20 protein-coding genes and 1 pseudogene are annotated in these 18,581 nt (G+C 52.4%); 13 read left to right on the forward strand and 8 right to left on the reverse strand.

Going from position 1 to position 18,581, the window contains the following annotated elements; all coding sequences use genetic code 11:
* Positions 1-304 precede the first annotated feature (304 nt).
* The 6 genes from UC15_RS00595 (at position 305) to fhuE (ending at position 6,587) form a co-directional block, all read left to right on the forward strand.
* Complete coding sequence (locus UC15_RS00595) at positions 305-1,075, forward strand: sugar phosphate isomerase/epimerase family protein (RefSeq protein WP_232829781.1); 771 nt, start codon at positions 305-307, stop codon at positions 1,073-1,075.
* Positions 1,076-1,214: 139 nt separating this feature from the next.
* Complete coding sequence (locus tag UC15_RS25825) at positions 1,215-1,406, forward strand: hypothetical protein (RefSeq protein ID WP_232829782.1); 192 nt, start codon at positions 1,215-1,217, stop codon at positions 1,404-1,406.
* Positions 1,407-1,557: 151 nt separating this feature from the next.
* Positions 1,558-2,295, forward strand: coding sequence for a GntR family transcriptional regulator (locus UC15_RS00600; RefSeq protein ID WP_112286634.1), 738 nt, complete (start codon positions 1,558-1,560; stop codon positions 2,293-2,295).
* A gap of 130 nt (positions 2,296-2,425) precedes the next feature.
* Positions 2,426-2,866, forward strand: a complete 441-nt coding sequence (locus UC15_RS00605) for a DUF2231 domain-containing protein (RefSeq protein WP_112286635.1) — start codon at positions 2,426-2,428, stop codon at positions 2,864-2,866.
* Positions 2,863-4,167 (forward strand): sorbosone dehydrogenase family protein, encoded by a 1,305-nt coding sequence (locus UC15_RS00610; RefSeq protein WP_112286636.1) that lies wholly within the window; start codon positions 2,863-2,865, stop codon positions 4,165-4,167. Before UC15_RS00605 ends, UC15_RS00610 begins: the two co-directional genes overlap by 4 nt.
* Positions 4,168-4,388: 221 nt before the next feature.
* On the forward strand, positions 4,389-6,587 hold the full coding sequence (gene fhuE / locus UC15_RS00615) for a ferric-rhodotorulic acid/ferric-coprogen receptor FhuE (protein WP_112286637.1): 2,199 nt from the start codon (positions 4,389-4,391) through the stop codon (positions 6,585-6,587).
* Between the two features lie 117 nt (positions 6,588-6,704).
* Here fhuE and UC15_RS00620 read toward each other — a convergent pair whose 3' ends face one another.
* From UC15_RS00620 to UC15_RS25830, 3 genes and pseudogenes are all read right to left on the reverse strand, one after another.
* On the reverse strand, positions 6,705-7,022 hold the full coding sequence (locus tag UC15_RS00620) for a putative quinol monooxygenase (protein WP_112286638.1): 318 nt from the start codon (positions 7,020-7,022) through the stop codon (positions 6,705-6,707).
* A 359-nt stretch (positions 7,023-7,381) separates the two neighbouring features.
* Positions 7,382-7,738: a hypothetical protein gene (locus UC15_RS00625; RefSeq protein WP_112286639.1), complete on the reverse strand. Its 357-nt coding sequence runs from the start codon at positions 7,736-7,738 to the stop codon at positions 7,382-7,384.
* A gap of 69 nt (positions 7,739-7,807) precedes the next feature.
* Positions 7,808-7,941: pseudogene (locus UC15_RS25830) on the reverse strand (arsenical resistance protein ArsH); the annotation flags it as partial.
* A 123-nt stretch (positions 7,942-8,064) separates the two neighbouring features.
* Here UC15_RS25830 and UC15_RS00635 point away from each other — a divergent pair.
* The 3 genes from UC15_RS00635 to arsC are packed head-to-tail and all read left to right on the forward strand — an operon-like array spanning position 8,065 to position 10,157.
* Complete coding sequence (locus tag UC15_RS00635; protein WP_112286640.1) at positions 8,065-8,385, forward strand: metalloregulator ArsR/SmtB family transcription factor; 321 nt, start codon at positions 8,065-8,067, stop codon at positions 8,383-8,385.
* Positions 8,386-8,430: 45 nt separating this feature from the next.
* Entirely contained in the window at positions 8,431-9,720 is a 1,290-nt protein-coding gene (locus tag UC15_RS00640; RefSeq protein WP_112286641.1) for an arsenic transporter, read from the forward strand.
* Positions 9,721-9,731: 11 nt separating this feature from the next.
* Positions 9,732-10,157 (forward strand): glutaredoxin-dependent arsenate reductase, encoded by a 426-nt coding sequence (arsC, locus tag UC15_RS00645; protein ID WP_112286642.1) that lies wholly within the window; start codon positions 9,732-9,734, stop codon positions 10,155-10,157.
* An 82-nt stretch (positions 10,158-10,239) separates the two neighbouring features.
* On the opposite strand, the gene UC15_RS00650 is transcribed toward arsC, so the two are convergent.
* Both UC15_RS00650 and UC15_RS00655 read right to left on the reverse strand, forming a co-directional pair.
* Complete coding sequence (locus UC15_RS00650; RefSeq protein ID WP_112286643.1) at positions 10,240-11,634, reverse strand: Xaa-Pro peptidase family protein; 1,395 nt, start codon at positions 11,632-11,634, stop codon at positions 10,240-10,242.
* Positions 11,635-11,663: 29 nt separating this feature from the next.
* Positions 11,664-12,086, reverse strand: a complete 423-nt coding sequence (locus UC15_RS00655; RefSeq protein ID WP_112286644.1) for a GFA family protein — start codon at positions 12,084-12,086, stop codon at positions 11,664-11,666.
* Between the two features lie 253 nt (positions 12,087-12,339).
* Here UC15_RS00655 and phoC point away from each other — a divergent pair, with 253 nt between their 5' ends.
* The gene (phoC, locus tag UC15_RS00660; RefSeq protein ID WP_112286645.1) at positions 12,340-13,077 is read left to right on the forward strand and encodes an acid phosphatase PhoC; all 738 of its coding nucleotides are present in this window, start codon (positions 12,340-12,342) and stop codon (positions 13,075-13,077) included.
* A gap of 96 nt (positions 13,078-13,173) precedes the next feature.
* Here the strand turns inward: phoC and UC15_RS00665 are convergent, their stop codons facing one another.
* A complete protein-coding gene (locus UC15_RS00665) occupies positions 13,174-13,554 on the reverse strand; it encodes a YebG family protein (protein WP_112286646.1) in 381 nt (126 codons plus the stop codon).
* Between the two features lie 159 nt (positions 13,555-13,713).
* On the opposite strand from UC15_RS00665, the gene UC15_RS00670 reads away from it, so the two are divergent.
* The gene (locus UC15_RS00670) at positions 13,714-14,175 is read left to right on the forward strand and encodes a GNAT family N-acetyltransferase (protein ID WP_112286647.1); all 462 of its coding nucleotides are present in this window, start codon (positions 13,714-13,716) and stop codon (positions 14,173-14,175) included.
* Positions 14,176-14,202: 27 nt separating this feature from the next.
* Here UC15_RS00670 and UC15_RS00675 read toward each other — a convergent pair whose 3' ends face one another.
* Complete coding sequence (locus UC15_RS00675; protein WP_112286648.1) at positions 14,203-15,069, reverse strand: LysR family transcriptional regulator; 867 nt, start codon at positions 15,067-15,069, stop codon at positions 14,203-14,205.
* A 105-nt stretch (positions 15,070-15,174) separates the two neighbouring features.
* Here UC15_RS00675 and UC15_RS00680 point away from each other — a divergent pair, with 105 nt between their 5' ends.
* Both UC15_RS00680 and UC15_RS00685 read left to right on the forward strand, forming a co-directional pair.
* On the forward strand, positions 15,175-16,164 hold the full coding sequence (locus tag UC15_RS00680; RefSeq protein ID WP_112286649.1) for a nitrilase family protein: 990 nt from the start codon (positions 15,175-15,177) through the stop codon (positions 16,162-16,164).
* A 166-nt stretch (positions 16,165-16,330) separates the two neighbouring features.
* On the forward strand, positions 16,331-16,783 hold the full coding sequence (locus UC15_RS00685; RefSeq protein ID WP_157960948.1) for a hypothetical protein: 453 nt from the start codon (positions 16,331-16,333) through the stop codon (positions 16,781-16,783).
* Between the two features lie 110 nt (positions 16,784-16,893).
* Here UC15_RS00685 and UC15_RS00690 read toward each other — a convergent pair whose 3' ends face one another.
* Complete coding sequence (locus UC15_RS00690) at positions 16,894-18,549, reverse strand: alpha,alpha-trehalase (RefSeq protein WP_112286651.1); 1,656 nt, start codon at positions 18,547-18,549, stop codon at positions 16,894-16,896.
* Positions 18,550-18,581: the final 32 nt, after the last annotated feature.

The following is an 18,581-nucleotide window of genomic DNA, read 5'->3' on the forward strand; positions in this document are numbered from 1 at the left end:
ATAGAAATTTAGAGTTGCGCATGCAGATGTTTATGAAAATAAAGCATGATATTCGTATGTTTAAACACCCTGCTGTTACGCCATGATGGTGCATTGTGTTAACCATTTTGGTGCGAATGTTGTTATTTTAATTCGCAATAACTTTCGAAAGTGGTTGCGAATATATGGAGTTGATTTTAAATGTCTGATATTTCAGATTGTTTAGGCTTGCCCCGCCGTGCCCCTCTGTCATGGCATGTGATTTGCACTGTCTACGATGAATCTTTAATTCCTCTTTTGGCAGCCACAAGCTGCGGAGTCATTTATGAAATTAGGCATCGACGGACAGAAACTCCCTGAAGTTAAGAAACGCGGACCGCTGGGCAGCCTCGACCATGTCAGGGAACTGGGTCTGGAAGGGATATTTTTCAGTACCGTACTGGATATGAGCCCGACGCTGGATGCGGGAATGCTGCGGGAAATCCGGGCTAAAGCGGACGAGTTAGGTCTTTATCTGGAAAGTGGTCTGGGGAAAATCAATCCTTATTGCAGCGCAGAAGCCCCGGAATTAAGGGCGATTGGCGATGGCGACATTATTGCGGGTTTCACACGAATGATCGAAGCCAGCGCAGCGATAGGTTGCCGCGAGATGTGGGTATCACCCGGTAATTTTAAAGGCGAGTATCGCGGACGTCTGGCAGTCGATCGTTTTCGAACCGATGTCACCTGGGACGAACAGTTGCAGGCTATGGGCAACGTGCTGCAAAAGCTGGCGCCGGTGGCGCGCGCGCATGGCGTACATATGAATATTGAGACGCATGACGAAATCACGTCTTTTGAAATCCTGCGTCTGATTGAAAGAGTGGGTGAAGACTGTGTCGGCGCTGTGCTGGATACCGCCAATATGTTGCAGCGCGGTGAGCATCCGGTGATGGCGGCGCAGCGGCTGGCGCCTTATATCCGGCAGACGCACATTAAAGATGCCTGGGTCGTCGCGCGCCCGGCGGTCTGGATTTCCAGCCCCGTGCCTGCGGTCAGGGTGTGGTGGATTTTGCGGCGATTTTACCGATACTCGCTAAGGCCAATCCTGACCTGAATCTGTCGCTGGAAATTAATCAGTCAACCGACGACAAACGCCGCCAGCCTAATCCGCGCCAGTGTATTCAGATTGATGATCCGATCTGGCGTGCCGGTCATCCGGATCTGAATAGACGGAGCTTGAACTCTATTTTGCCATGCTTGATGAAGGCGAAAAGCGCGTTGCTTCAGGGGAAATCCCGGACTGGGAAGGATTTGAAAGTGCGCAGTACGGTTATCCGACCTATGAAAATCAGTCTTACGGCTTTGATGCTGCGACGCGGTTTATTCAGGACTCTGCACGCCATATCCGCGCTATCTGCGAACAGAAAGGCATAATATTAGCCTGAAGCCTGGGGATTAAGAGTTTCTGTGCAAATATTGCCACAAGCTTATTCAGCATTTGCGCAGAAACATTCTTAACGAGATACTTAAACCCGCAATGACCGGAGCGCCTTTGTCCGGCATAAGATATGACTGAGCGTAAATCTGGAGACAACAATGAAGAAAACGCGCGCGCAAAGCGTCAGGACAGCGCCGGTCGCGGCCAGTACGGCCGATAATAACGACGATGTTTCCGAGCGGATCCGTGCCACGCTGGCGGCGGCGATTGGTGAAGGTGCGTTAAAACCGGGCACCAAAATTCTCGAAGAGGCGATTGCCGAACATTTTGGTGTCAGCCGCACGGTGGTGCGTGGCGCGCTGGGCGTACTGGAAAGCGACCATCTGCTTGAGCGCAAAAGAAATCGTGGCACGTTTGTCGCAGAACCCGGTATTGAGCAGGCCAGAAACCTGTTTGAAGCACGGCGTAAAATCGAAGCCCTTCTGCTGGAGCTGGTGGTGGAAAGGGCGACTTCCGAACAGCTGGAAGCACTGGAAAAGCTGGCGGATGAGGAAGAGCACATCCATCATCATGGCGATGAAAAATCGAAAACCGTGCTTTCCGGCAAATTCCACATCGTGCTGGCGGAAATCGCCGGGAATCCTGTGCTGACCGAAATGCTGGCGAAGATTGTCGCGCGGCTCTCACTGGTGATGTCTTTGTATGAAGAAGAGCATAAGGACGATTGCGGCGCGGATCATCACCGAATGATTGTGGCGGCCATCAAAGAGAAAGACCTGACCAAAGCGCAGCAGCTGATGGACCACCATCTTGCCGACATCGAAGGGCGCGTGCGCTTAACCGAAGGCCACGGCGACCGGCATACGTTTCTGTCTGTTCTGGAAAATTTCTCGTGATGAAACCGTCTGCTTAGCGGCATTCATTCCGGCAGCATTCTTCAACTTTACTAATCTATTACAGGTAACCCTGTCGGCTGTCGCGCCATTTCTGGCGCTGACAGCTTTGGATTAGTCAAAGGAGAAGGACATGCAAACGCATTCGAATTCGACGCGCCGTGGAATTGCCACGGCGTTGTACGAACTGTTAAACCCCATTCCTCTTGGTTTTTTTGTCGCCGCCTGGATTTTCGACATTCTCTATATGAAAACCTTTATCACCATGTGGACCGATGCGGCGAACTGGTTGATTGTACTGGGGCTTTTCATCGCTGTTATTCCTCGTCTTATCAATCTGTTCCAGGTCTGGACAGGTCCTGAATCTATCGCTGACAGCGCGCGTAAACTGCACTTTTGGCTGAACCTGCTGGCAATCGTGCTGGCGATTTTCAATGCCTTTATTCACAGCCGTGATGCTTATGCGGTTGTCCCGGCGGGCGTCATTCTTTCAACGCTGGTGGTGGTGCTTATGCTTCTGGCCAATGTCCAGCTGGCATTACGCCTTCCGGTTGCAGGAGGGGCGATACGATGAAAAATTATCAACGTTTGTTGTCCGCCTGTGTGCTTGCCGGGCTGCTCAGCAGCTGTGATAACAGTTCGCAAATTGATCCGAAAAAACAAACCGGGGCAGATCCTGAACTGCCAAAAGCGCAGAATTTCCTGATGCCGCCAATGAAAGTGCCGGAAGGTATTCCCTGGAAAAGCGGCGAAATGCCGAAAGTTGCCGACGGACTGAAAATCGAGAAAATCGCTGAAGGGTTGAAACATCCCCGTCAGGTTTACGTGCTGCCCAATAACGATGTGCTGGTGGCGGAATCGAATGGTCCGGCCAAAAAACTCATCTTCCGTCCGAAAGAGCTGATTATGGGCATAGTGCAGAAGTCGTCAGGTAAAGGCGGCGAGGGCGGCAACCGCATTACGTTGCTGCGTAATACCGGCGGCAAATGGGAGAAACATACGTTTATTGCGCAGGTAAACTCACCTTTCGGCATTCAGCTGACCGGAAATACGCTGTGGATAGCGAGTGCTGACAGCCTGATAAAATATCCCTATCAGACAGGTGAAACAGAAATTACCGCGCCTGGTGAAGTGGTGACGCTGTTGCCGGGCGGTCCGATTAACCATCACTGGACGAAATCCCTGCTGGCCAGTCCGGATGGCAGCAAACTGTACGTCGGCGTCGGTTCGAACAGTAATATCACCGAGAATGGCATCGGGGCAGAAGACCGTCGTGCGGCGATACTGGAAGTGGATGCTGCAACCGGGGCCAGCCGCATTTTTGCCAGCGGATTACGCAATCCGACCGGCCTGCAATGGGAACCGCAGAGTGGAAAACTCTGGGCGGTGGTGAATGAGCGCGATGAAATTGGCTCTGATCTGGTGCCGGATTACATGACGTCGGTACAGGAACACGGTTTCTACGGCTGGCCATACAGCTATTACGGCCAGCACGTTGATGAACGGGTCAAACCGCCGCGTCCGGATCTGGTAGAGAAAGCGATCAAGCCTGATTATGCCATCAGCTCACACGTCGCGCCCCTTGGATTGCTGTTCTATACCGGCGAAAACATGCCGCAATATCGCGATGGTGCTTTCGTCAGCGAGCACGGCAGCTGGAACCGTAAACCGCTGAACGGCTATCAGGTGATGTGGGTGAAATTCGAAAAGGGTAAACCGGTGGGGCTGCCGCAACCTGTGGTGACGGGGTTCCTGACTGATGATCAGAAACAGGTTCGCGGTCTTCCTGTCGGGCTGGCGATGGATAAACAGGGCGGCGTACTGATTGCCGACGATGCGGGCAACGTCGTCTGGCGGGTAAGTAAGGCGCAGTAACATCATGCTCAGGAATGCAGGCAGGAAGCCTGCATTCCTTCATCAAAACTTCCCATTCTCCCTAAACTCAAATTAATAATTTGTTACGCAATAAAAATGAACCTTCTCGCGACAATGCCAATGCTAATAATTACTATTCCCGTTCTCATTGCGATCTGTTCTTGTAAAAATAAAAAATAGAAACAGCGTCGCGTCATCAAAAAATTCTACGAGAATGCGTTATGTCTTTTACTGGCAGGGGAAAAGTCGCGGAGTTTTGCGCACCAGATATAAGAAAAGTCTTTACCGTTTCATCACTGGCGCTGGCTATTGTTGTGGCGATCAATCCCGTCTGGGCGGCTGAAACCAGCAGCACGGCAAATGCCGCAACATCTGGCGACTCGCAGGATATGGTGATCGAAGGCTCACCGACCGTCGCCGGCAGTGACGCGCAGGATTATGCGGTGAAAACGACGACCGCCGGCACCAAAATGAACCTGACCCCGCGCGATATTCCGCAGTCGGTCAGCGTGATCACCCGACAGCGTATGCAGGATCAGAACCTGCAATCGGTCGGCGATGTGCTCGACAACACCACGGGCATCTCCACGGAAGTGATCGACAGCGAACGCGTGTCCTATTTCTCCCGTGGCTTTTACATCAACAATTACACCTATGACGATATTCCTTCGTCCGTCAGCGACACCTGGAACTTTGGCGATGCAGCTGAAGACACGGCGATTTATGACCGTATCGAAGTGGTGCGTGGCGCAACCGGCCTGATGACCGGCGCAGGTAATCCGGCAGCGTCGGTGAACATGGTGCGTAAACACGCCGACAGCAAAGAATTTACCGGCGATATCAGCGCCAGTTATGGCAGCTGGAACAAGCAGCGTTATGTGCTGGATGCTTCCGGCCCGCTGAATCAGGAAGGTTCAGTGCGCGGACGGGTCGTGGCGGGCTATCAGGATCAGGACAGCTGGCTGGATCGTTATCACAAGCGTAAAAAATTCCTCTACGGCGTGATCGATGCCGATGTTACTGACAACACCACGGTATCTCTGGGGTACGATTATCAGGAAACCAACACCGGCAATCCGACCTGGGGCGGCCTGCCGACCTGGTATACGGACGGTTCGCGTACGCATTACGACCGCAGCACCAATACTTCCGCCGACTGGACAAATTACGCCATTCAGTCGCGTAAAGTGTTCGCCAACGTGAAACACGATTTTGATAACGGCTGGACATGGCGGGTTAACGGCACGCATGGCGAGCAAACCTTTAATGATAAACTGCTGTATCTGATGGATTTCCCGGATCACACCACTGGTGAAGGGCTGAGCGGTTTTGGCAGTAAAGACCGTGGCACGCGCAAAGTGGATTCGGTGGATACCTATGCCACCGGGCCGTTTGAACTGTTTGGTCGTCAGCATCAGATGGTTGCTGGTCTCAGCTACAGCCGCCAGCATAACCAGACTTACAGTGCGGATGGATCCATTGACAGCGACGCCATTGGCAGCTTTGGCAACAGCTGGGACGGCAGCGTCAGCGAGCCGGAGTGGGGCGACTGGTACCTGAACGCCGACGATGTGGTTCGTCAGAAAGCGGGCTATTTCGCCACACGCTTCTCGCTGGCTGATCCGCTTTCGCTGATCGTCGGCGCGCGTTACACCGAGTGGACCAGCAATGGCAGCAGCGGCAACATGCAGAAGAACAACATAACGCCATACGGCGGGCTGGTGTATGACATCAATGACACCTGGTCGGCCTACGCCAGCTACACCTCAATCTTCCAGCCGCAGACAGACCGCGATATCAACGGCCATTATCTGTCACCGACTACGGGTAAAAACTACGAAACTGGCCTGAAATCGGCATGGATGGACGGTCGTCTTAACGCCTCGCTGGCGGTGTTCCGTATTGAGCAGGATAATGTCGCGCAGGCCGATGGTAGCAATTATGTCAACGGTTCCAGCGAGCAGGCGTACGTCGCGGCAAATGGCACAGTGAGCAAAGGGGCAGAGTTTGAGCTGAGCGGCGCTGTCACCGACAATCTGCAAATGACCTTCGGTGCGACGCGTTATGTGGCGAAAGACGATACCGGCAGCCGCCTGAACAGCAACATGCCACAGACACAGCTGAAACTGTTCAGCCGTTACCAGTTGCCGATGATGCCTGATCTGACGGTAGGCGGCGGTGTTAACTGGCAAAACCGCACCTTCCAGGATGCAACCGGGCCAGACGGCGAGACCCATCGTGTATCGCAGGGCAGCACGGCGATTGTCGATCTGTTCACCCGTTATCAGGTGACAAAACAGTTGTCGGTTCAGGCCAACATCAACAACCTGTTTGACCGCACCTATTACTCATGGCTCAGTGATTACGCCGTTTACGGCGAACCGCGCAGTGTCTCGGTCAGCGCGAATTATGCGTTTTGATGTGATGCGATAAAGACTATCAGGGCAGCATCGGGATTTCCGGCGCTGCCTTTTTTATGCCTGGTTCAGGCAATGCGTCGGATTTTTGTACAGGGGATGTGAAGGATGCGAGACTTATTACAGCTCAGTCAGACGCTGAACGTTCAGGCTTTCCAGTTTACCGTTCAGGATATCGAGAAAATCGTCGTGGTAAGGCATTGCCACGTGTTTTTTCAAATCTTCTTCAGACTTCCAGCGTTCAATAAAGATGAATGAGACTTTGCCTTTATTTTCGAGGTTACGCACATCGGGTACAGCATGACTTTCATGCAGATCATATTGCAGGCATCCTGCTTCTTGATGAGTTGGAGAAACCATTGCCAATGCGGCATCTCTTACCGTTTCGATGAATTCGGGCAAAGGGGTCAGTGTGGCAACAATTTTTACTTCGCTCATAGGGAGGCCTTTGGTTGTCAGTTATTTATACTGGATTTACACAATCCGGATGCGGATTATTCAAGGTAGTTATGAATTGGGCATTGTGCCAGCCAATATGACAGAATCAATACTGAATGAGTCAACATGCGACGGGGGGATGGGGGATGAATGATGAACGCATTGATCAATGCATTCAATTTAACATAATCATGATTATGCGCACCAAATTGTAAGTCCCATTTGATAATGTCACTTTTTAGTTTGAAGGACGTGCCTCCAAGTGCTGCCTGTTGGTTTACATCGATAGGAGATGCGGATGCTTTATGCCACTGGCGTCTGATGCATTTGCATTTTTGCGAGACTGAATCAGCCTTCAACTACAAAAGCCGACATTGGGAGATCATCGAATTTATCGCAGCCGTAATCTCGGGTGCATGCGGAGCATAGTAAAAATTAGCACTGGTTTTTCTCCTGCCGCCAGAAGATAAATCAATCCATGCGACATCCTCATCATTCCCGTCTTTTAAGTTATATCGTTGTAAACCACCGGCACCGGTTTCATCTTCCAGTAACGTCAGGCGTTGTTTTTGCGCGGCTAAGAATAGGCAATCCGACACGTCTTGTGGCTTACCGTCAAAGTAAGCAGTCTTTAGGGTCGGGTGCGTCCCTACCCGGCCGAGGTCAATACAGCCAGATATGGCGATAATAATCAGCAAAAATCCAAGCTTGTACATTTAATTCGCCTCTTAAAGATTGTTGTTAAGTATATTGTTCTGCACTCATTTGTATGAATATATCACCGATAAGCCGGTACACCTTTCCTTAAACCTTGATTCGAGCACTTTCGAATGGGTATCCGGCGCATCATCCGGCAAAGGCAACCGGAAGGATTAAAGATTTCCACTTCTGCTCCCATTTCTGCCAGCAATCGCCCCATCAAAGCAATCTGGTTCAATTGCAGGTAACTGCGTTATAAAATTTCCCCGTGTCGTAAGTTATGCTTTAAAACTTAATACATATGAAATAGCATATATGTGAGTATTTCAAACCGAGGTTTTCCATGCTTCAGCCTGTCCAGCTTTTTAAACTGCTCTCCGATGAAACCCGCTCGGCCATTGTGATGCTTCTGCGCGAATCAGGTGAGCTGTGTGTCTGTGATATTTGCGCAGCAACGGCGGAATCTCAGCCGAAAATATCCCGTCACATGGCGATGTTGCGAGAGTCCGGGATGGTTATCGATCGCCGGGAAGGAAAATGGGTGCATTACCGGTTGTCCCCCCATATGCCTGCCTGGGCTGCAGCCATTATTGATTCAGCGTGGAATTGTGAAAGAGAGAATGTGCGCAAAAAGCTCGACAACACATCGCCCACTTCTTGTTAAAACATGCATTCACATTCACCATAGTGAATGTGTCAGGGGTTTCTGATGTTACTGGCTGGTGCTATTTTTGTATTCACCCTCATTCTGGTTATCTGGCAACCAAGGGGACTGGGAATTGGCTGGAGCGCTACGCTGGGCGCCGGTCTGGCTTTGCTGACAGGTGTCGTTCACCCTGCCGATATTCCGGTGGTATGGCAGATTGTCTGGAATGCGACCGCAACCTTTATTGCTGTGATCATCATCAGTCTGTTGCTTGATGAGTCAGGTTTTTTTGAGTGGGCCGCACTGCATGTCGCCCGCTGGGGCAATGGCCGGGGACGGTTGCTCTTTACCTGGATTGTCCTGCTGGGCGCGATGGTCGCTGCACTGTTTGCTAACGACGGTGCCGCGCTTATTCTGACCCCCATCGTCATTGCGATGCTGCTGGCACTCGGATTCAGTCAGCGGGCAACGTTAGCATTTGTCATGGCCGCAGGGTTTATTGCCGATACGGCCAGCTTGCCGCTGATTGTGTCGAATCTGGTCAATATCGTCTCGGCGGATTTCTTTCATCTCGGATTTACTGAATATGCCGCCGTAATGGTACCGGTCAATCTGGCGTCTGTTGCGACAACGCTGCTCATGCTCCACCTGTTTTTCCGCAAAGACATTCCTGCTGTTTACGATGTCACGCTGTTAAAAGAGCCGAAAGCCGCTATCCGTGATGCCGGAACCTTTAAAACCGGCTGGCTGGTTCTGGTTTTGCTTCTGGTGGGATTCTTTGCCCTGGAGCCGCTGGGGGTGCCAGTCAGCCTGGTCGCTGCCGCGGGTGCCCTGCTTCTGCTGGCTGTTGCGAAGAGAGGTCATGCCATTAACACTGGAAAAGTGTTGCGTGGCGCGCCGTGGCAAATCGTTATCTTCTCGCTGGGAATGTATCTGGTGGTCTACGGGCTACGCAACGCCGGGCTGACCCACTATCTTTCCTCCCTGTTAAATCATCTCTCAGATCAGGGGTTGTGGGTCGCCACTCTGGGAACGGGTTTCCTCACGGCTTTCCTGTCGTCAGTGATGAACAACATGCCTACCGTTCTTATCGGCGCGCTGTCTGTTGATGGCAGTACCGCGACCGGTGTTATCAGAGAAGCGCTGATATACGCCAATGTGATCGGCAGCGATCTGGGGCCAAAAATCACGCCCATTGGCAGTCTGGCAACATTGTTGTGGCTGCATGTTCTGTCGCAAAAAAATATCAAAATCACCTGGGGATATTACTTCCGGGTGGGCATGGTGATGACTATTCCGGTGCTGTTCGTCACGCTTGCTGCGCTGGCGTTGCGGCTATCAGTCACTTTCTAATGAGATATCCTATGAGCTTGATCACTATCTATCACAACCCGGCATGCGGTACGTCTCGTAATACGCTGGAAATGATCCGCAACAGCGGCACTGAACCCACCGTTATTCTGTATCTGGAAACGCCGCCATCCCGTGAGGAACTGGCTACGTTGCTTGCAGATATGGATATTACCCCGCGGCAGTTGCTGCGTAAGAACGTTGAGCCTTATGAGCAACTCGGACTGGCTGAGGATGTCTTCACCGGCGATCAGCTGATGAGTTTTATGTTGCAGCATCCCATTCTGATCAATCGTCCGATCGTGGTGACCCCGCTGGGAACCCGACTGTGCCGCCCGTCTGAAGTGGTGCTGGACATTTTGCCTGATACTCAACGTGGCGCGTTTACCAAAGAAGACGGTGAACAGGTTGTGGATGGTCAGGGTAAAAAGATTAAATAACCGGTTACGGCAATGGCTCAGCTTTTCATGTTTGCCATCATTTTGAAGGGAGGAAAATTGCCTCCCTTTTCTTTTATACCTTCTACGCCTTCACCAGCGCACGTGTTTTATCGAGCAGGAACGGGCGCAGATAACCCACGGTGTTCGACAGCAAAATCACATCGTCAGAAACTTGAATGTTCAGCACGTCCGCCAGATATTTTTTGCGCGCCACCATCCGTTGCCAGACCTGCGGATACTGACTTTCCAGTTCGCGGCGCAACGCTTCATCCGCCAGCGCAACGGTATCTTCAATGCTGCTGCCTCCGTAACCCGGCAGCGAGGGAATAATATCTATCTGGAACAGCATTCCGCTCGCCAGTGGCACGGCCGAATCAGGGTAAACCGGCGAACACAGCCATTCCTCATCGGCCACCAGATGCCCCGGATTGAGATGCCAGTTCCAGGTTTTCTGCTCAAGCGTTTTTTCCACCAGGCGGTATACATCGCCACCGCGCATACCGATATGCAAATTCTCCAGCCAGGTGACCACCGTATGATAATAAGGGATCGCCAGACGCGGCAGCCAGTCAGCGACGTCCTGCGGCAACTCTTCCTCACTGGCAACGACGTACGCGGCACGACTCGATAACCCCCCTTTATAACCGACGGTCAGTGAAAATTTATCCCCGTGACGGATGACTTTGTCCGAGGGATAAAGACTGGCGTGAGCGAACCGGTCGCCGGTTGCGGCAATCATGATGACATTGCCCTGCTGACCATCGCCTGCCAGCAACTGACCGACTTCTTTCTCGGATTTTCCGGGAGCAATCGCGTCCAGTGCGGCCATCAGGCTGGATGACGCCAGATTTGCGCCGTACTCATAAAACGCGACTTCATTGGCGTTATTAATGCAGCGTGCGCCATTTTCAGGTGCGATAAACAGGCCGGTGGCATTCACCACATTCTCTTTTCCACCGGCAGCATTGCGCACAGCATCCAGAATAAACGCCGGAACATCAAAGCTGTATGGATCTGTTTGCGGATCGGTACGGAACAATTTCCAGCCCGCGACGCCGGTGGTTTGTGACGCTGTCACGCCAGCCGTTGCCAGCAGATTTTGCAGCGGCTGATGATGTTTCATCGGCTGATTGGGAAGGGAAAACACCGGCGCGTGCAGACAGGCTCCTCCGTTGCGGGCATGCGGCACCAGTTTGAGATTCTCGTTACCCATTATGTAGGTCAGTTCGCCGTCACTGCTTACCACCAGCAAAGCTTCTTCAAAACGCGGGATAAAACCAGAAAGGTATTCAAAATTGCCGCCGTGTTCTTTATCGGCGTAAATCACCAGCGACGATAAGCCTTGTTGCTGCATGGCGCTCAGAACGTTGTTCAGGCGGGCTTTCATGGTTTCATCCGACAACACCGGCGTGGGCACCTGAGGGTAAGTGACCGGTGCCGGGACAGTGGCCAGTGTGTAGGCAGTATCAGAATTCATTGCGTTTCCTTATGCGTCAGAAATCATTATCAGGAGTCAGATTCAGAAATGTTGGGTTCATAAATAACGTAGCCCGCCACGCCGCCCTTCCCGCCGTCTTTCGGATGGTTGATGCCATCACTGACCGGGATCGGAGAGAAATCGAAGGGCGATACGCCTTCGATGCAGGCGACATTGACGCCATAAAATTCGGGATTGGAGCGACGCTGATGGAAGGTATAAATACCGCAGACCGAACAGAAGAAATGCGCGGCCTCACCGCTGTTAAAGCGATATTCCGTCAGCTTATCCTTGCCTTGCGTGATGTCAATTTCACCGGCAGTGGCGACGACCGCGCCGCGCATACGGCAAAATGAACAGTTGCAGCGCAGCACGCCGTTAAAACCGTCGGTCAGTGCGACCTTGAACGTGACGGCACCACAATGGCATTGAGCGGACAATTTATCTGGCATAGCAATCTCCCTGTGTCGGATGAACAGACGGATAGGCGGAGAAAATGTTGTACCAAATTTCGCCGCTGATTACAGCTTTCCCTTAAAAAGCCCATTTTTTAGCCGTAAAACATTCACGCCCGCTATCAATTTCTCGTTTTGAGATCTCATACCAACTTTCTGTCACCTATTTTGTTTTACTACCCGATGTTAGGAAATGTTACGGAAATGATTCCGTAATGAAAATAAAATAGCTGCACGTAAGGAAGCTAACATGAAAAGACTCACCACTTTTTGCCTCGCGGGACTTGTATCATTTAATGCGTTTGCCCTGACCGGCAACGATGCCACCACCAAACCGGATCTCTACTATTTAAAGAATGACCAGGCCATCAACAGCCTGACTTTACTGCCACCGCCACCGGCTGTGGGCAGCATTGCGTTCCTCAATGACCAGGCGATGTATGAGCAAGGCCGTCTGCTGCGTTCAACCGAGCGCGGCAAGCAGGCTGCTGAAGATGCAAACCTGAGCGGAGGCGGTGTGGCGAATGCCTTCTCCGGTGCGTTTGGATCACCGATCACCGCCAAAGACACGCCGGAACTGCACAAGCTGCTGACCAATATGATTGAAGATGCCGGAGATCTGGCGACGCGTGGCGCGAAAGAGAAGTACATGCGTATCCGCCCGTTTGCCTTCTACGGCGTCCCGACCTGTAACACCACCGAGCAGGATAAGCTTTCGAAGAACGGCTCTTATCCTTCAGGTCATACGTCTATTGGCTGGGCAACGGCGTTAGTGCTGACTGAAATCAACCCGCAACGTCAGGATCAGATCCTGCAGCGTGGCTATGATTTAGGCCAGAGCCGCGTGATTTGCGGATACCACTGGCAGAGTGATGTGGATGCAGCGCGTATCGTCGGTTCTGCGGTTGTAGCAACGCTGCACACCAACGACGCTTTCCAGCAGCAACTGAAGAAAGCTAAAGAAGAGTTCGCGAAACAACACAAATAAGCGTCTTTCAGAAAATTTTTATTTTCAAATATCGCTTATAAAAAACAAAAAAACCGGCCTGATAAGCCGGTTTTTTTACGGAGAGCAGAAAGCGATTCAGGCCGCTTTAACCGCACGCGTCTTTTTAGGAGCTGGCGCTGCTGCGGTTTCTTCGGTGTTTTCTTCCGCTGCTTCTTCTGTTTCAGCTTCAGTCACTGCCGGTTCTTCAATCTGCGCGACAGGTTCTTTTGCAGCTTCTTCTTCCGGCAGCTTGCTGGTGCGCAGGATGTGCTGAACGGTATCTTTTTGCTCAGCCAGGCGAAGGGCAATGTTTTCTGCCAGCGATTCATCGATCTCAAGTTCGCTCTGCAACAACCAGTCAGTAAAAGCATCTGCCATATCGAGCATTTTGTCGTAAGCGTCCGCTTCTTTCTTATTGGCAAATGTCATTTTTTCTTCACCTTTTCTGACGACAACAAACTTTGTTTCAACAGCCATGATTCGCTCCTTATACTGTAATTATATACAGCATACCAATAATCAATGCAGGATACATCATCCAGCCTGTTTTTTATAGTGCGGCGCAGGCGTGAATTTCTTCCAGATAACCGCTAAGGTTGAAAATAACCCGTTTTATAACGTACTCGTGAGGATTCTGTGACAAATGTGAAAGAAGTCTGCAACTGGAGCAAAGACGCCTACCGGATAACCACCGACATCAGCCAGCTGGATATTCCTGCCGTCCACGCCTATCTGACCCGCTCGAGCTGGGCGCCGGGAATTGACGAGCAAACGGTGCGCGATGGCGCGGAAAACAGCCTCAATTTCAGCTTGTTCGACGATGAAAAACAAATCGGTTACGCACGTTTCATTACTGATTACGCCACCTTTGCCTATCTGTGCGATGTGTATGTGTTAGAGGAATATCAGGGGAAAAATCTGGGAGCATGGCTGATTGAATGTGTTCAGTCGCATCCGGTCACCGCCCGGCTGCGCAGAATGGCGCTGTTTACCTCAACGGCACCCTGGCTGTATGAGAAGTTTGGCTATACGCCGGTGAACGAGCCCAATTACACCTGGGTGATCACCCGTCCGGGGCTTTATCTGAAGAAAGACTGATCAAGGCTAGTGAAGGATTCGAGGGTTTTAGCCAGCATCCGTCATTTCAGTCACCATCCGCACAAAATTATCGCGGATTAAATCCTCTCTGCGCGGATCCCATGCGATCCCGACCTGCCAGCGGGTGGCTTTGCCACTCAGCGGCAGCGTCTTCAGTCCTGGCGGCGCAATATGCATGACACTATTGGGCAGCAGCGCGACACCAACACCGGCGACAACCAGCGCGACAATCGTCTGGATATCTTCGGACTGCTGTACGAAAGGCGTGTGCAACTGGTTTTCATCCAGAAAGCGGTCAGTTTGTGCGTTCAGCCCCCGCCCGCGATCGGGGTATAAACGCAGCAGCGGTTTCTGTTTCAGCCAGCCTGCGACCGTCGTTCCGTCGTCAGCGGGCACCACACACACCAGTTGATCTTCAAACAAGGTGTGATAACTCAACGGTGCAGCCGGTGGCACGCGCACAAATCCAGTCTGTAATTCCCCGCTTTGCAACATGTCGTATTGCACGGCAGAAGGCAGATCTTCCAGCGTGATATCCACACCGGGATATACTGCCCTGAACCTGGCGATGCATTGCGGCGCAAAGGTAAAACTCGACAGGCCAAATCCCGCCGCCAGTAACCCTTGACCGCCCTTTTCCACCTGACCGACGTGCTGCATAAAGGCCGTCATCTGACGCAGCACCTTCTCCGCTTCGGGCAAAAGTCGTCGCCCTCCCGGCGTAAGCGTGGTGCCATGGCGTCCGCGATCAAACAGCATCACGTTAAGGCGGGATTCCAGCAAACTGATCTGCTTGGTCAGCGCCGGTTGCGAGATGGAAAGAGTATCAGCCGCCGCTGCATAATTCCCTGCCTGCGCCAGCGTGACGAAAGCTTTGAGCAAACGCGTATTCATTTTGCATTCCGTTTAGTTATCAGAACCAGAAAATACTTCATTATAAAGTTATCAGCCGCATTGCTTTAATACCAGCGTGAACCCTAAACCTTAACGTTACGGAGAATGACAATGTCGGCATCGATTAAAACGGCGGTAGTTCAGTTTCAGCATCAGGCCGGAAACAAAAAATATAATCTGATGATGATGGAGGGTTTTATCCAGCAGGCGGCGATTAACGACGTACAAATTCTGGCTTTCCCGGAAATGTGTATCACCGGCTACTGGCATGTGCCGAAACTGGATAACGACGGTGTGGCGGCGCTGGCCGAATCCGTCGAAACTGGTTCGTCTGTGCGCCTTATCCGCAAACTGGCCGTGAAACATCAGATGCTGATTGGTGCCGGTTTTATCGAGCGGGGAGATGACGGTCGTCTTTATAACGCCTATGCCGCCTGTATGCCGGACGGTTCAGTGCATACGCACCGCAAAATGCACGCCTTTGAACATCCTTCCATCAGTTGCGGCGATACCTATACTGTGTTTGATACGCCCTGGGGCGTGAAGGTCGGTATCCTTATCTGCTGGGATAACAATCTGGTGGAAAACGCCCGTGCAACGGCACTGCTGGGGGCAGATATTTTACTGGCACCGCATCAGACCGGTGGCACAAATTCCCGCAGTCCGTACGGCATGAAGCCCGTTGCGCTGGAATTATGGGAGCAGCGCGCCACACGACCGGAGGAAATCACCGAAGCCTTTAAAGGTGCCAGTGGCCGTGAGTGGCTGATGCGCTGGCTGCCGTCGCGGGCGCACGATAACGGCATGTTTATTTTGTTCAGCAATGGCGTGGGTGCAGACGATGATGAAGTCCGCACAGGAAACGCGATGATTATCGACCCGTACGGCCGCATCGTCGAAGAAACCTGGGCGGCGGCAGACGCGATGGTGAGTGCAGAACTGGATCTTTCGCTTATTCCGATGAGTACCGGCAGGCGCTGGATGGCAGGACGTCGCCCCGATCTCTACCACATTCTGACTGAGCGTCAGGGCTATGAACGTGATGCCATTACGGCGCGTTTTTCCGAAGAATTGCCAGGAATAAAAACACGCTAAAATCGGTGTTCGGCGTACAGGGAAACCGGATCATAAGATTGCCTGCTCAATTGCACCTTGCTGTGTTTCCCGCAGCAAGGCTTTGCTCTATCATTATGCTTTCATTGATGCTTTTGCTCAGCGAGACTTTATTTTGCGCATCCTTCCTTTCGGTTTCCGTATTTTCATGACTTTACTGACTAGCCTGCTTTTGTGCTGGCCGGGTTTGAAAGTTGGTGCCGCGCAGGCGGCTGAGATGGCGTCTCCGGCAGATGTAGTGGTTGCCTTCCAGACAGATTATTTGCGCTGGAATAACCAGACCATGGCGGCGAAAGCGGATCAGACATCCGCTGACAATATGGCGATGGCAGATAAAACCTACCGCGAGATGCTGAAGAAATACACCCTGCCCGATTTTGTCGGCGAACCTGTCGCTTACAGCTCTGAACCGATGCACGATCCGGCTAAAGAGAAAATCGTGTCGGTGAAAATCAAAGGTGGCGCAGCGGTGGTGGTGACGAAGTTCCCGCAGCAATACTACACGCCGACGTATGAGTACCGTCTGGTGTATCAGCAGCACCGCTGGTATCTGACCGCCGTGGATCTGGTGGATGATGACGGCAAATATCCCAGCCTCTAACGGATATTTCAGGCCAGCGCTGAGCCCACCAGGTAAAACATCAACCTGCTCCACCACGCCTCTGAAGACTGGCTGGTGGAGCAGGGTCACAGTGGTGATGGGATCGCGGATCAGTCGTAGTTTTCGCCGTACAAACCAATCAGGCGGCGGACGACGCCGTTGGTCCAGCCGAAGCCGTCCTGAAGCGGGTATTCCCCGCCGCCACCTTCGCGCGACGCATTGCCGGAAATGTGATATTTCTCGATAAGTTTATGATGCTGTTGGTAAAACTGATTTACCGTTTTCAGCCAGCTGCGGGCAATCTGGTCGCCGAGTGCGTCGTTGCCATACAGCTTGAAGCCCTGAATTGCCATCCATTGCAGCGGCGCCCAGCCGTTAGGTTTATCCCACTGTTCGCCGGTTTCGTATTCCGTGGTCATCAGTCCGCCGGAGGTCAGCAGGCGCGTCTGCACGGCGTCAGCAATACGAACGGCCTGATGATGCGTGGCCAGACCGACGTACAACGGCACCACGCTGGCGGCTGAGAACAGTGCCAGCTGCTGACGGTGCCAGTCGTAATCGCGGAAGCACCCTTCTGTCTCATCCCACAAATAGCGGTTGATGGCTTCACGGCGGGTTTCAGCTTTCTGGCGGAACTCCGCTTCGGTCGCCCGGTCACTGTTGAGGCCGGAAATATTGGCGATGGCGCTTTCCAGTTTGAATAAAAAAGCGTTGAGGTCGATTGGAATAAACTGCGTGGTGCGGATACTGGCCAGCCGGTGACCATCACGCAGCCAGCGCGAGGAATAATCCCAGCCTGATTCCGCACCGGCGCGCAGATCGCGGTAAACTTCGTTAGCCGGACGACTGGAGAGTTTCGCGGTTTCCACATCTTCGCGCCAGGATTCATCACGCGGCGTGTCCCTGTCATCCCAGTAACGGTTGAGCAAGGTGCCATCCGGCAGACAAACCACGTGGCGATAAGCCTGATTGGGTGCCAGTGAATCCGCGCCATCCATCCAGAATTCATATTCCATTTTGAGATGATCAAGATAACGACGCGCACCGCGCACACCATCCTCTTCAAACAGTTCGACCATTAGCGCAAAGACCGGCGGCTGCGAACGGCTGAGATAATAGGTGCGGTTGCCGTTAGGGATATGCCCGTAAATCTCGATCAACCACGCAAAGTTATCGGCCATGGTGCGCAGCAAATCGTTGCGCCCGCTTTCCGCCAGTCCCAGCATGGTGAAATACGAATCCCAGTAGTAGGTTTCGCCAAAACGCCCCCCCGGCACCACGTAAGCCTGCGGTAGCGGCAGCAGTGACGACCAGGAAACATGGTCTTCCGGCTGGCGCGTCAGCACCGGCCAGAGTTTATCGATGTGCTCTTTCAGCGAATCACCCGGATCAGACACGTATTCGTCACCGTGCGGTTCCGGCAGCCAGAAATGCGCCTCAACAAAGCGTTTCAGATTAAAGCCCGGATGGTTTTTTATCCGGCGGTAGCGCAGCAGGATATCCAGCGGATCCATTTTTGGCGGACAGTCAGGAAACGTTTTGCTGTCGGCAAAAAGCGATGAGGACTGGACGCTGGTGAACAGTTCCATATATCGGTCGGCAGGCGTCAGCGCATCGGAAGGCGGCAGACCTTCGATCATCTCCGGTTCCGGCTCGGCGTCCATCATCCGGTCAAGGATCAGCTCAATTGGCTCGAGTTCGCTCAGACGAAACTCTTCGCCTTCCGGTGCTGCGATCTCCTTCGTCTGATATTTCTCATTTAGCATAAGCGAGCCTTTTGGTTAGAGGACTTGGATTT

It is taken from the genome of Rahnella sp. AN3-3W3 (genome assembly GCF_003263545.1).
In the GTDB taxonomy this organism is placed as follows: Bacteria; Pseudomonadota; Gammaproteobacteria; order Enterobacterales; family Enterobacteriaceae; genus Rahnella; species Rahnella variigena.